Origin of the sequence: Shewanella sp. MF05960 (assembly GCF_050849305.1) — a bacterium.
Classification (GTDB): domain Bacteria; phylum Pseudomonadota; class Gammaproteobacteria; order Enterobacterales; family Shewanellaceae; genus Shewanella.
The window spans coordinates 180,730-195,146 of record NZ_JBOZPS010000005.1; the positions used below are offsets into that span (position 1 = coordinate 180,730).

Annotated in this window: 12 protein-coding genes; 8 read left to right on the forward strand and 4 right to left on the reverse strand. The window is 38.9% G+C overall.

Going from position 1 to position 14,417, the window contains the following annotated elements:
* Positions 1 to 4 precede the first annotated feature (4 nt).
* The gene (locus ACROAE_RS06995) at positions 5 to 421 is read left to right on the forward strand and encodes a response regulator (RefSeq protein WP_432400272.1); all 417 of its coding nucleotides are present in this window, start codon (positions 5 to 7) and stop codon (positions 419 to 421) included.
* Between the two features lie 53 nt (positions 422 to 474).
* On the opposite strand, the gene ACROAE_RS07000 is transcribed toward ACROAE_RS06995, so the two are convergent.
* The 3 genes from ACROAE_RS07000 to ACROAE_RS07010 all read right to left on the reverse strand — a co-directional run bounded on the left by ACROAE_RS07000 (position 475) and on the right by ACROAE_RS07010 (position 5,129).
* Positions 475 to 1,374: a sensor histidine kinase gene (locus tag ACROAE_RS07000; protein WP_432400273.1), complete on the reverse strand. Its 900-nt coding sequence runs from the start codon at positions 1,372 to 1,374 to the stop codon at positions 475 to 477.
* Positions 1,367 to 1,912, reverse strand: coding sequence for a heme NO-binding domain-containing protein (locus tag ACROAE_RS07005; protein ID WP_432400274.1), 546 nt, complete (start codon positions 1,910 to 1,912; stop codon positions 1,367 to 1,369). Before ACROAE_RS07005 ends, ACROAE_RS07000 begins: the two co-directional genes overlap by 8 nt.
* A gap of 88 nt (positions 1,913 to 2,000) precedes the next feature.
* Entirely contained in the window at positions 2,001 to 5,129 is a 3,129-nt protein-coding gene (locus ACROAE_RS07010; RefSeq protein WP_432400275.1) for an ATP-binding protein, read from the reverse strand.
* A 215-nt stretch (positions 5,130 to 5,344) separates the two neighbouring features.
* Here ACROAE_RS07010 and ACROAE_RS07015 point away from each other — a divergent pair, with 215 nt between their 5' ends.
* The 3 genes from ACROAE_RS07015 to ACROAE_RS07025 are packed head-to-tail and all read left to right on the forward strand — an operon-like array spanning position 5,345 to position 9,074.
* A complete protein-coding gene (locus ACROAE_RS07015) occupies positions 5,345 to 5,935 on the forward strand; it encodes a response regulator (protein ID WP_432400276.1) in 591 nt (196 codons plus the stop codon).
* Positions 5,936 to 5,946: 11 nt separating this feature from the next.
* Entirely contained in the window at positions 5,947 to 7,938 is a 1,992-nt protein-coding gene (locus tag ACROAE_RS07020; RefSeq protein ID WP_432400277.1) for an EAL domain-containing response regulator, read from the forward strand.
* Entirely contained in the window at positions 7,935 to 9,074 is a 1,140-nt protein-coding gene (locus tag ACROAE_RS07025) for an HDOD domain-containing protein (RefSeq protein WP_432400278.1), read from the forward strand. The genes ACROAE_RS07020 and ACROAE_RS07025 overlap by 4 nt, the downstream gene beginning before the upstream one ends.
* An 83-nt stretch (positions 9,075 to 9,157) precedes the next feature.
* Here ACROAE_RS07025 and ACROAE_RS07030 read toward each other — a convergent pair whose 3' ends face one another.
* Positions 9,158 to 10,069 (reverse strand): LysR family transcriptional regulator, encoded by a 912-nt coding sequence (locus ACROAE_RS07030; protein ID WP_432400279.1) that lies wholly within the window; start codon positions 10,067 to 10,069, stop codon positions 9,158 to 9,160.
* A 305-nt stretch (positions 10,070 to 10,374) separates the two neighbouring features.
* On the opposite strand from ACROAE_RS07030, the gene ACROAE_RS07035 reads away from it, so the two are divergent.
* The 4 genes from ACROAE_RS07035 to ACROAE_RS07050 all read left to right on the forward strand — a co-directional run bounded on the left by ACROAE_RS07035 (position 10,375) and on the right by ACROAE_RS07050 (position 14,390).
* A complete protein-coding gene (locus tag ACROAE_RS07035; protein WP_432400280.1) occupies positions 10,375 to 11,109 on the forward strand; it encodes a histidine phosphatase family protein in 735 nt (244 codons plus the stop codon).
* Between the two features lie 73 nt (positions 11,110 to 11,182).
* A complete protein-coding gene (locus ACROAE_RS07040; protein WP_432400281.1) occupies positions 11,183 to 11,953 on the forward strand; it encodes an SDR family oxidoreductase in 771 nt (256 codons plus the stop codon).
* Positions 11,954 to 12,002: 49 nt separating this feature from the next.
* Positions 12,003 to 13,127 carry an NADH:flavin oxidoreductase gene (locus ACROAE_RS07045; RefSeq protein WP_432400282.1) on the forward strand — a complete coding sequence of 375 codons (1,125 nt, stop codon included), beginning with the start codon at positions 12,003 to 12,005 and terminating at the stop codon, positions 13,125 to 13,127.
* Positions 13,128 to 13,178: 51 nt separating this feature from the next.
* Positions 13,179 to 14,390: an acyl-CoA dehydrogenase family protein gene (locus ACROAE_RS07050; protein ID WP_432400283.1), complete on the forward strand. Its 1,212-nt coding sequence runs from the start codon at positions 13,179 to 13,181 to the stop codon at positions 14,388 to 14,390.
* The last annotated feature ends 27 nt before the right edge of the window (positions 14,391 to 14,417 follow it).

Consider the following 14,417-nt stretch of genomic DNA (forward strand, 5'->3'; position numbering starts at 1 on the left):
ATGAATGAGTACAGAAAAGCTTACTAAAGTATTAATTATTGATGATGAGAGTTCATCAATTGAAGTGATGAAAACCATGCTTGAATCAACCATGGCTGTTTTTGTTGCTGAAACAGCTGATGATGGTTATAACTTACTCCAATTACACGATTTCGACATCATTTTATTGGATGTAGACCTACCTGATATGTCAGGGTTTGATTTGTGTAAACGAATCAAGTCTGAACTACGATTTACTCATATTCCTGTGATTTTTATCTCAGGCTACAAAGAGCTTATTTTTGAAATTCAAGCATTTGAATCGGGTGGTATTGATTACCTGACTAAACCCATTAGTCCAGTAAAAATGCTGATTAGAATGAGTGTAGCCTTGAATGTAAAATTGCCCATCCCAAGTTCGCAAAATATTAAACTAGGATAGGTTAAAGGTAAAAAACACTGGAATTAGTGGAATTAGCATTTGTTAGCATTATTTTATGCTGCTTGGAATGTGATTTGTACATCAGTGCCTTTGCCTACTTCAGACTGAACATCGACACTGGCATTTTGTTGTTGCAGTATTTGCAATACGATAGACATACCAATGCCGGTTCCAGTGCCTATAGGTTTTGTTGTGTAAAAGGCATCAAACATCCTTTGTTTTACCTCAGGTGTCATACCGCAGCCATTATCAATAATATTGAGTTTAATAATGTCGTCACATTGCGTCAGCTTTATGGAGACGATTCCAGCGTTATTGTTTGATTGTTCACAGGCTTGTATCGCATTGACTAAAATATTCACGAGTACTTGATTGAGTTCACCAGAATTAAATCGAATGTTAGCGACTCTAATGAGTTCTTGTTTAACAAGCACATCTTTCAGTTTTGGTCCTAATAATTTAACTGCCATTTCAATGGCATCGTATAAATTAATATCAGTAATTTGTTCAGTGTCTGTTCTGGCAAAAAATAATAAATTTTTAACAATATCTTTAATACGGTAAAAACCTTGGTCAGTATCGGTGATGAGCTCGGGCAAGTCTTCAGTGATAAAATCGATATTATGTTTTTGTGCATCATTTACAGGCGCGTTAGGCACTATCTCGAGTAAATCTGCCACATAACTGTTTAGTGTAGTGACATTACTTATCACAAATGCCAGCGGATTATTAATTTCATGCGCTACGCCCGCAGCGAGGGAACCGAGCAATGCCAGTTTTTCTTGTTGTATCAATGACTGTTGTTGATTTTTAATTTGTTCTATTTGTTGCTCTAACAACACATTTTTCTCATAGACTTGTCGTGTGTAATCTTCAAGCATTTGCTCGATTTCAGCTCGCGCTTTTTTTTCACGAATGTATGCGATGTAATATGGGTTAGATTTATCAGTCATTGTTTAACTCTATGTTTAAAATGCATTGCTCAGCGCCATGGTGCATACAGGTATCGTGTTTAATACTAATTCTCTGATGATAATAATCTGCAGCACCAAAAATTAAGCCTTCAGCGCAAAAACACAGCTTACGAGGCGAGTGGTATTTAAGCTCTATGTTATTGTTATCAATCATTGTTGAAATAATGGTTGGTAGTGCAGGCTCATGATAAAGCTTATTCACTTCAACGTGGATGATATTATGGATGCCCATGACTAACGAGGTAAAGTCAGTAAAACGCTCAACGACTTTTGTGTGGTTTGCCGCTAAACCTGAAAATAAGAATTGACCAAACGCCTTTATGACATCTTGTATTGGGAGGTTTAACATCTCTGCCACTTCAGTAACAATGGCAAATAATTCATTTTCTGGGTAATTTTTAGCAGATATATAGACTCTGTCTGCAGGGGCATGTTTTTCTAATAAGTCATTCCAGACACCCATACCACATTGTTGAACTATCATGTCTTCAAGTACGTTAAAAATAATTCCTTTCATAAAACCTCTCAATGTTTTCGTTACAACAATAGCGATAAATTATTGCTTTGTCATGATTTAAAAAAATATCCAGCATGTTGCATATCATTTAAATAATATTGTGTATTTTTTGGATTTCTTTAAGTGTGACAACAAATGTTGCTGATACATGCGCAAGTGATTGCCCTGTATTTATTGACTCTTCAGCTTGTATTGCGGCACTGCTGAGTAAAGTAAGACCTAAGCATGCACTCGTGCCTTTAATTTTATGTAACAGTGATAAAAGTGATTCTTTTTCAGATCTGCTAACAATCTGCTGTAACTCGTCCGGTATGCTAAGCAAACTGGATAAATAATCGTAACGCATTTGTTTTTCTTCAATGTCATCAATATCTGATTCATTCGTCGGTTCAGCAGTGACAACTGCTGATTGAGTCAATGTTTGCGATGACAGCAATGACGACAACAATGATAACAACGTCATTTTGTCGATTGGTTTGGTTAATTTGGCATTAAATGGGCATGTTTGTTTTTCATCATTGTTTTCGAACACGTCGGCGCTGAGAGATATTATGGGTGAAGAAATGCCTAGATGTCTAAGCTGGGTTGCAGTTGTTAAGCCATCCATTACAGGCATTTGTTGATCCATTAATATTAGATCAGGATTATTCGCCATGGCCATTTCTAATCCTTGTTGTCCATTTTCGGCAAACAATAACTGTAATTGGGTTGTTTTAAGGTATGAGGCAAGCAAAGATCGAATGTCTGGTACATCATCGACGATTAACAATGTTCCTGATAACGAATTGATTGCTGCTTGAGATGGCTGCTCACATGTTGAACTGACATCTACTGATTGTGGTGCTGTTTCATTTGCGTCAAGGAGTAATGTAAATACGCTACCTTGACCCAGAACACTTGTGAATGACAAGTCAATTGCCATGGCGTCTGCTAGTTTTTTGGTAATATGCAAACCAAGTCCGGTACCACCAAAATCCCTGCTGATACTAGAATCGCCCTGACTAAATGGACTAAACAATTGTGTTTGCTGCATCTGGCTCATGCCAATACCTTCATCACAAATACGTATTTGTAGCTGCTTATTGTGCAGTAATGATGCCTCAATGCTAACCGTGCCCTGGTTGGTAAACTTAATCGCATTACTGAGTAAATTGAGTAAAATTTGTTGAAGCCGAAATGTGTCAACATGGACACTGGCTGTGTCTGGTACTGTAATGGTGTAATCAAGCTTGAGGTTTTTTTGCTTGGCTAAAATAGCGGTATTATTGACGATATCGGTTAAAAAAGGCTTTATCATTACATGTTCAAATGCAATTTCCATTTTACCTTCATCAATTTTTGCAGTATCCAATATGTCATTAATGACATTCTGTAAATGAAGTGTATTGTTGTTTATACGTGTTAGGGTCGTGTGAGTATCGTCGGTTGTTGTGGCTAATAACTCTTCTGTAAACCCTTTAATAATGGTTATTGGGGTACGAATTTCATGGCTCATATTGGCTAAAAACCGAGTTTTAATGGCAGCGAGTTGATTTGCCTTATCGCGCTCATGTTCTAACTCTTTGGTTCTATCTGCCACTTTTTCTTCTAGTTCATCATTCATCACAATGATTTCTTTCATCGAGCTCATCAGTGCTTTACGTGACAGCAACACTTTATTTTGCATCTCATTAATACTGTCTGAAAGCATTTCAAATTCAATAGAGCTATGTTCAAATTGCAACGACTTATAGGCTGGTGTGTCTAGGTCCCATTGGTGTGCCTGTTGGGCTATTCGTTCAAGGGTATTGGTGTAGTTTCGGATAAAGCGGGTTGATAAAATGGTGATGTATTCCATTAATAACATCACTAACATCATAGCGATACTGAGATAAATAAAGTACCTAACCGCATAAGGTTTTACATCTAAATAATATTGCGCTGTCCAGCGTAAATCGGCTAATTGCTTTTGAATGACAATATATTGCGCATCGGCTGTAAAAATAATGCTTTCTGGTTGGTTTAAGAAAATTTGTCGATAAAAAGGAGGAATATAGGGGGCTAGCAATGTACGTTCTGTCCATTCTTTCCCTAGTTCACCTAATTGCTCACTTCCCCATATTTTCTTCGATTCGTTGTCGAGTAAAATGCGGTTTATAGCCACATCATCAGCGATCAATGCGTTGTCGTTATGTATTAAGTTTTCTGTTAACGACACAATATTGATTGATTGTTCTAATACGCCATCAAATTGACCGTTTTTATACAGCGGTGTACTTACCGCAAACAACAAGTCTTGCCCGAGCGTACGACCTTGAAATATCTTACTGATGTAAGTGGTATTTAACTCTCTGGGTTTAAAAAAATAGCTGCGGTCACTTACCGATGCCTGGTTAAGATCGTCATCGTTAAATCCAGCTTTATAAAAGTGAGTAATATCCCCATGCTTATCTGTCATTAATGCTGAAATACTTTCAGGATGCAGTTCAGTCATGACCTTCAAGGTATCTTTGTTAATGTGGTTTTGACCTAAGCGGGCCAACATTTCAATTTCATTGATGTAACTGTCAATGTGCCTGTGAATATTGTCCACAAATGCATTTTGAGCTTTGTCGTAATAATTGAGTTGTGATGATAAATGAAGACCAATGATCCCCTGTAAAATCATGGCAATTAAAATGGTTCCGGGTACTGCACTGTATAGGGCTATGCGATGGGTAAGTTGAAGTTTTAAGCTCTGCTTTTTGTGTATCTCCGGTGAGCTCGTGATGTCTTCTAATACTAAGGCTGTTCGTGTACAGAGCAAAAAAATGCAAGTATCAACAATGACAGTCCAGGCAAAAAGATCCAGTGACTCATAAAATATACCGTAGCCAAATAAACGATATATCACACTAATTGAGAGGGCGTAGGCGAGCGTTATTTTCCACAGCGGTTGAGTTAATTTTAATGTCAAAGGCAGGAGCAATAGTAGCTGTAAACTGTTACCTAACCAGACAATCTCGCTGTTAAGCGGCAGCGTTACTAGGATCATACTGAGCAATGCCCACACTAATCCTAATCGAAATAAAATAATAAAAAATGCCACATTGCCAATTAAAAATGGCACAACAAAAGGCAGGTCTACAGCAATGGTATTAATTAATACGCCAATTAAAGACATGCTGAAAAAAAACCGAAAACGTCTCATCGTAATGGGTTTTGCAATCAGTAACTTAGCTTTTTCTGTCGATGTCATGTCAAATTAACTCAATATAATAAATGTCATACAGCATTGTTGTAACTGTTTTATCCGTTTACGATGTAGTGAAACAAAATCGACTATCAAAAATTTTGTCATAGGTTTTATACCACAGTCATTACGTCTCAAAAGTCTTATATGTCCTATTTGTCTCCTTGATTAATCTATGCTATAAATGATTAATAATCAAGCGTTGCAAATTAAGACCAAACATGAAAACGTTAAAACCGAGCGAAATAGCCTTATATTGTGATGTACACCAAAGGACAGTGAGTCGTTGGATAGCTCAAGGGCAACTTAAGGGACATAAACTCCCTGGGCGTGGTAATTATCGTGTGTTGTTAAGTGATTTTATTTTATTTTTGCAAACGCAAAACATGCCAATGCCAACAGAGTTACTAAGCAACACCAATCAAGATGAAGAAGCCGTTGATACAACATCGAATAAGCGAATTTTGATTATTGATGATGAAACTGAGATCCGCAATGCGATACGCAGAGTGCTAGCAAAAGGTGGCTATGTTATCGATACTGCGACTGATGGTTTTCAGGCAGGGGTAAAAGTCTTACGTGACAAACCAAACTTGATCACCTTAGATTTATCAATGCCAGGACTTGATGGGTTCGACGTACTGACGTTTATTCGTGCGCAACCAGAGATTGCAGATATTAAGATTGTGGTTATTTCAGGATTATCTGATACCGAGTTACAAAAAGCGTTGGTGTTAGGTGCTAATGCAGTACTGCCAAAGCCATTTGAAAACACACAATTAATATCGACTATTAATAACTTATTAAAGTAAGTGGGAATAACATGATTAACAAGCTGCTAATTGTAGATGATGAAGTTGCTATTTTACGTGCATTGAGTCGAGTGCTGACGCGCGCAGGATATCAAGTTTTTAAAGCAAATAGTGGCGAAGAAGCCCTTAGCATCATGCAGCAATATGCGTGTCACGTGGTTATTTCAGATTTTAGAATGCCGATAATGAATGGGGCGGAATTATTAGGGGCAATTAAGGATCTGTATCCAGACACTATTAGTATGATCCTCAGTGGCTATACAGATTTTAATTCTGTAGTCGCTTTAATTAACTCCGGGACTGCATTTCGTTTTTTACAAAAACCCTGGGACGAGCAGGCGCTATTTACTGAAGTTAAAGAAGCATTTAGTACTTATCACAATCGTTCACATCAACATCAAGTAAACTTGCTCATGTCCAATACTGCAGAGGCACTCGTCGAGTTACACCCCAATGGCCAATTTGGGCAAGTTAATGGCGTTGCGAAACAATTATTTGATTTTTCTCAACACACTATTTTATTGTCAGATGCCTTTCCTTATTGCACTGATAATTGTGTTAACAAATTGTTTGAAGATGACTTACAAACAGTCACTCTGCAAAATCGTCAAGGTAAAGATGTTGAATTATTACTAAAGATTGCCACGGATAACTCGCGTTTTTTCGAGCTACATTTTGTAAATAAAAATGACGGGGCGGTGTCTAATCGAAAACAGTTAGCAGCATTTTTAGACCAAAATGAATTAATAACAACTGCTGATGGGCTGATTAAATCCAATACCCATTTTGCCATGATTGCTATTCATCTAAAAAACTATAACTATTGGACTGATATGATGGGCTTGCAAGCGAGCGAAGCCCTATTTGCTGAAATTACATCAACAATGTTAAGCCAATCTAAACAATTTCAAGCTTCGTTGTCATTTTTAAGCGACGAGCATTTTGTATTACTATTAGATAATTACAAATCAGAACTAGATTTACATAAACAACTTACAGATTTTATTGAACCGTTTAATACGAGTCGGTTTTCCGATAAATCTGTGCATGTTGAATTTGTGATTACCTACTGTATAGCCCACGAAGATGGTGAAAGTGCACAACAGTTACTTAATAATGTATTAATGTCTAACCGGTTATATCGATCTTCACAATCTAATTTTTTTATGCGTTATGATGCCTCAATGATTGAGCAAAAACGTAATCAGTTACTTATCAGTAAAGCCTTATTTCATGCTGTAGAAAATGATGAATTATTTTTACATTTTCAGCCTAAATTTGATTTAAATAAAGGAAAGATTTGTAGCTGTGAGGTGCTATTGCGCTGGAACCATCCTGAACTGGGTAACGTATCTCCAGGGGTATTTATTCCGATAGCTGAACAAGAAGGTCAAATTATTGAGTTAGGTTATTGGGTGATAGAAAGTGCATGCATAGCGATTTCAAATTGGACTAAAAAAGGTATCAATCTTGATAAAGTTGCGATTAATGTGTCTGGCAAGCAATTGTCACAAATTGATTTTATTCCGCGAGTTGAAGCATTATTAGCGAGGTTTGATATTGATATGTCACGACTTGAATTTGAACTGACAGAATCCTGGCTCGTGGATAATATAGAAGAAAGTGCAGAGAAACTAAGACGCCTTAAAAATGCAGGGATCAGTATTGCAATGGATGACTTTGGTACAGGTTATTCATCTTTATCTTACTTGTCTAAGCTGCCCATTGACGTGCTTAAAATAGATAGGTCTCTTATTATGGATATTGTGCACAATTTAAATACACAAAGCATGGTGGGGAGTATCACTCGTATGGCCCATGAATTAGGTATGCAAGTTGTGGTAGAGGGTGTCGAACAGATTGAACAAATCAAGGTGTTAGAAAAACTTAAGTGCGATGTTATTCAAGGGTTTATCATTGCCAGACCTCAGGCAGAAGATCATTTTACTGCGTTGATTTCTAATGCAGATGTGTCTATTGCTTCTGTAATGGGGAAAATATGAAAAAATTGACGGCACTGTTTATCGACGACGATGTGTTTATGCTTAAAGCATTACAACGCACAGCACGCAGAGCCAAACCCGATTGGGATTTTTACCTTTGCGAACATTGCAACGATTGGCAATCAGCACTGCCAGAGGGGGTGATTCCAGACGTGGTTTTTTGTGACTACTTAATGCCAAAAAAAAATGGTGATGAAGTACTGCTAGAGATTGCCAATATCATTCCTTCTGCGGTTAGAGTATTACTAACAGGTGATACGGGTGAAGATGTGGTCACCAAAGTCAGTGCCATTACCCATTTTGTGTTAAAAAAACCTTTTTCTGCTGACGATTTAAACCATGTTTTTTCATGTATAGAACGTTTAGATGCACTCAATTTTAACCTAGAAACTCGCAATAAATTTGGTCGAATAGGTTACTATTTTGCCTTACCTACAATTGTTACTGAGTTGCATCAATTGTTTACCTCTGACGATGTAGATATTGAACAAGCTGCAGCACTTATCATTCAAGAATCATTTATTGCCGCTAAAATTATCCAAATCGCCAATTCCGCATTTTTAGGATACAGCCGGCAAACTGTGTCTTTGGAAGAAGCAATTAAACGATTGGGATTAAAGATGACTGAAACCATTGTGATATCAATGGCGGTCGGTGATTGTCTTGTTGCCAAAGTACCTTCCAATTTACATAGATTAATCAATGAGTGGGCATTTAATTTTTCTAATCAATCTAGGCAATTGAGTAAATCACTTGGCTTTAATTCTGCCATGCTCGATATTGTTTCAATGGCGGCATTATTAACCGGTATTGGTCAACTAGCACTTATTGCTGAATCTGATGAATATATCAATTCATCAGACAATGATAAGCAGTTTTTTGTGCTAAGAGATGCCAGTATTCTTACCGTTTATATCTTGACGTTATGGGGATTTTCAGTTGATCTTTGCAAAGTGATTTTAATGCAAGATAACCCAGATTTTCATGCTCAAGAAGATAACGAAGATAAACTGGGATTAATTTTGTATTTAGTCAAATTGAAGCTCTTATGTAAATTGGAACACACTGAAAAAGAGAGCCTCAAAAACCTGGTTGTGGACACAAAAATCGTCGATTGGATCGGCGAAAACTTATAATCTTGTTTAGTATTTAAATGATTCAACGCTGCAAATTGCAACTCATCGCAATTGATTTAAACACAAGTTCAGCGCTATCAGTACTATGACTGCCTTTGAGCATTAGACGCTGCAATAATCATTTTATTTCTCAGCCATTTATTGGCAGGTTCTTTATCAACATTTACATGCCAATATAAATGTACGCCTATATCGGGTAATTCTACCGGCATAGGGTATACCGCAATATCTAACATTTCGCTGTACATCATTGCAGCAGTCTTTGGTAGAGTTAATAGCATGTCATTGTTTAATATTACCTTACATGCTGATAAGGCTTGCTGACATCGTAGTGATATGCGGCGATGGTAACCCATTCTCGATAACTCAAAATCTTCCATACCAGGCCCAGTCGAACGCGAAGAAACCAAAACATGATCTAATGCTAAGTAGGTCTCTAAATCTAAATTATGTGTCAACGCGGGATGTCCTTTACGTGCAACAACCACGAGTTCATCTAGTTGCAGTTGCGTGTGACGAATATTATTACTCACAGGGATCAAAGCATCGATGGCTAAATCGATATCACCGCTGGCTAATTTGTTTTCTAACTCACTACGGTTAACCCGCTTATTACTGTTGAGATGAATTGCAGGAGATTCTACCGATAAGCTTTCTTGCAAAATGGGTAAATAGTAAGGCTCTAATGATCCGTGTAAAGACAAAGAAAAGCTTTTGCGAGAGGTAAGAGGTTCAAATTGTCTTGATTGTACCAGGCACACTTGTAATTGGTGCAGTGCTTCTCGGACATCATCAATGACATTTTTTGCAACGGGAGTCGGGCGCATCTCGTTACCCTGACGGATAAACAAAGGGTCATCGAAATGATTGCGTAATTTACCTAATGAGTGACTCACAGCCGGTTGTGACAAATTTAGTACCGATGCCGCTTTGGTGATATTTCCTTCGCAATATATGGCATCAAAAACTACAAACAAATTCAAATCAATTTTCATATTCACTCCATTGAATTAAGTCGTAATACCGCACCTATCCAATATGCTTTTTATTCATCCCGTACTATTTAAATGGTTAATAGTAGGATATTAGAACTATTCATTTGTTCAATTTAGAACTTGGGATTAGCATAGTCAAGTAGATTCGGATCCGGTTAATTATTCAGCTTAACCTTGTTGTAAGCAATCGCAGTAGTGAATGTGCAGGATCTAAACGGCAACTCACGTGTAACTGGTTTTAGTTATTGGCATTACCTAACACGATGTTGTTCAAGTCATGATTTTTATAACGTTAGAGACACTCAATGGCTGCGATATATTTGATTAGACACGGACAAGCTTCTTTTGGCAGTACCGATTATGACCAATTATCAGACAAAGGTTGTGAGCAAGCTTCCTTGCTGGGTCAATATTGGCGCACAAGAGTTAAGCCAAGCAAATTTTATTGTGGTGACTTATTACGCCATGGCCAAACGTTAAGTCATTTTGCTAAAGGGTTAGACATTAACACCACTCCGATGGTTATCCATTCGGGGTTTAATGAATTTGACCACGTTGATATTTTGCAAAAATTTAATGGTGAATGGCTTCATTTTGCTGAAAAAAATGAAACACTTCAGCAGTTTGACGAACCCAATAAAGTGCTTCACAAAGAATTTTATCAGGCATTAAATCGTTGGATGAGTGGCCAGCATGATTTGGAATACAAAGAAAGTTGGCCGCAGTTTAAAAGCCGTTGTATTCGTGCATTGCAGAATATTATTGAACAAGAACTGGCAAAAAAACGCGTACTCACACACACCACCAATGATGCAAAGCAACCTAAAGATATTTTGGTGTTTACCTCTGGCGGCACCATTTCGACAATAATGCAGCACATATTGCAATTAAGCGACCAGCAAACATTGGCGATTAATCAACAAACCAGAAATACCAGTGTGACGAAACTGTTGTTTTCGGAAAATATGTTAAGTGTAGATTACTTCAACAACTACAGTCATTTAGAAGTAATGGGCGATGAATGGATTACCTTTAGATAAGCATAAACTCACACTTTCAACGCCTCGTTAATGCTGCTGTTGAATTAGAACCTCAATACAACAAGGATAAAAAATGAATACTGCTAATTTATTTGATTTAACAGGGAAAGTCGCGTTAGTCACAGGTGCTAGCCGTGGTATTGGTGAGAGTGTCGCTAAAACGTTAGCCCAATATGGGGCGCATGTCATTGTATCGAGCCGAAAAATTGACGCATGTCAGGCCGTGGTTGATGAGATAATCAAAGCCGGTGGAAGCGCACAAGCTATTGCATGTCATATTGGTGAGTTAGCGCAAATTGACGCCATTTTTGCAGCGATTACAAAGCAACATGGCAAGCTAGATATTTTGGTTAACAATGCTGCAGCCAACCCTTATTTTGGTCATATTATTGATACTGATTTGGCCGCATTTCAAAAAACTGTTGATGTAAACATTCGCGGTTACTTCTTTATGTCGACCAACGGTGCCAGATTAATGAAGGCCAGTGGCGGCGGTTCAATCGTTAACGTCGCTTCGGTTAATGGCGTGATCCCGGGTGATTATCAAGGCATTTATTCCGTCACCAAAGCAGCGGTTATTTCAATGACTCAAGCTTTCGCCAAAGAATGTGCCCAATTTAATATTCGTGTTAATGCCTTACTCCCTGGCGGTACCGACACCAAATTTGCTTCAGCACTCGTTGATAACCCAGCTATTTTAAAACAAATGATGCATCACGTGCCGATGAAGCGCGTCGCGCAGCCTGACGAAATGGCAGGTACCGTGTTGTATCTTGCCTCAAACGCATCAAGTTACACCACAGGTACTGCCATCAATGTTGATGGTGGCTATTTGATTGGTTAATGCTTTAAAAATACAAAAAATAAAACGAATATCTCGATAGGAATTTATAATGTCTAGCACTCAAAACACCAGCATCAACAAGCTATTTGAATCGTTTTCAAATAAATCTTTATCGCTTAAAAACAAAACCGTAATGGCACCGATGACCCGTGCCTTTTCACCAAACTATATCCCCAATGCTGAGGTTGCCGCATATTACCGCCGCCGTGCTGAAGGCGACGTAGGGTTAATTATTACTGAAGGCACTTTTATTTCGCATAAAGCCGCCAACGGTTATGAAAATGTGCCGGCCATTTTTGGTGAGCAAGCCTTAGCAGGTTGGAAGCATGTCGTCGATGAAGTACACGCTGCAGGTGGCAAAATTGCACCACAACTTTGGCACGTTGGCGCGGTAAGAAAACCTGGAGTGGGTCCTGATAAAGAAATGCCGGCATACAGCCCATCGGGTTTGTACAAACCTGGTGCATCAAATGGCGTTGCCATGACACAGGATGACATTGATGAAGTGGTCGCCTCATTTGCACAAGCTGCGCTCGATGCAAAGAACATTGGCTTTGATGCCATCGAAGTGCATGGCGCACATGGTTACTTAGTGGATCAGTTCTTCTGGGAAGGCACTAACCAACGCGACGACCAATATGGTGGCTCGCTAGAAAATCGCACCCGTTTTGGTGTTGAAATCGTTAAAGCAATCCGTGCAGCCGTAGGTGAGGATTTTACCATTATCTTCCGTTTCTCTCAGTGGAAACAACAAGATTACAGCGCAAAACTGTGCCAAAACCCTGAAGAGTTAGCCATATTTTTAGGTTTATTAAGTGATGCCGGTGTTGATATCTTCCATGCCAGTACACGTCGTTTTTGGATACCTGAATTTGACGGTTCTGATTTAAACCTTGCTGGTTGGACCAAAAAACTGACTAACAAACCTGTGATCACTGTCGGTAATGTTGGCCTGGACAATGACTTTATTGGCGAAGGTAATGCCGATTTGTCTGGTACTTCAAACCCAACCGGTATTGATGAATTATTAGTGCGTTTAAATAATGACGAATTTGATTTAGTCGGTATCGGCCGAGCGTTATTGGTTGATCCGCAGTGGGTTAATAAAATTAAAACCAATGCGATTGATGAGATTAAGCCATTCAATAAAAAATCATTAATGTCGTTGAGTTAACACGACTTTTCTCCCGATTAAAACGCACTCCATTTATCAAAAGGTCACAATATGAATTTTGAATACAGTGAAAAAGTTCAAGGCTTAATTAATCAAGTTAGCCAGTTTATGGATGAGCATGTTTATCCGCATGAAGACGAAATGCATCAACAAGTTGCACAAGACCCATGGTCAACACCGCCGTTAATGGATGAGCTTAAAGCTAAAGCGAAAGCGCAAGGCTTATGGAATCTATTTCTACCGGTGGCTTATGGCAAATACAGTGGCGGGTTAACCAATTTAGAATATGCACCTTTAGCCGAAATTATGGGCAAAGTGATGTGGGCGCCAGAAGTGTTTAACTGCGCCGCGCCGGATACCGGCAACATGGAAGTATTAGCAAAATATGGTAGCGAAGCACAAAAAAAGCAGTGGTTAGAGCCGCTGCTTGAGGGCAAAATTCGCTCAGCCTTTGCCATGACAGAACCTGAAGTGGCCTCAAGTGATGCAACTAATATCGAATTAAGCATCGTGCGTGATGGTGACGAGTATGTCATTAACGGCCGTAAGTTTTACATTAGTGGAGCGTGTCGTAAGCAATGCGAAATCATGATCGTGATGGGCAAAACTGACCCTGACAATACCAATCGTTATATTCAGCAATCCCAAGTGCTCGTGCCAATGAATACTCCGGGGGTGAAAATGGTTAGGCCGATGCAAGTATTTGGCTATAACGATTCGCCAGAAGGCCATGCTGAAGTGACCTTTACCGATGTACGTGTGCCAGTTGACAACATTATTGTTGCCGAGGGCAAAGGTTTTGAAATTGCGCAAGGTCGTTTAGGCCCTGGGCGTATCCATCACTGTATGCGTTCAGTGGGTATTGCACAGCGTGCATTAGATTTAATGTGTCAGCGTGTGAGCGAACGAATTGTATTTGGTCAACCGATGATCAAACAACAATCTGTGCGTGAAGACATTGCCAAGTCGGCTTGCCAGATTGAACAAGCGCGTTTAATGACCTTAAAAGCAGCGCAAAAGATGGATACCGATGGTAATAAAGCGGCTAAAGACTTAATTGCGATGATTAAAATTGTTGCTCCGAGCATGTCACTTGATGTGATTGACCGTGCCATTCAATGCCATGGCGCGGTGGGTGTCAGCCAGGATACCTTTTTAGCGCATGCATGGGCCGGTCAGCGTACGCTTCGTTTAGCGGATGGTCCAGATCAAGTACACATGATGCAACTTGGGCGTGATTTAGTAAAAAAAATCAGTCAATAAACCATCATTAGGCCGACATACGCTGGG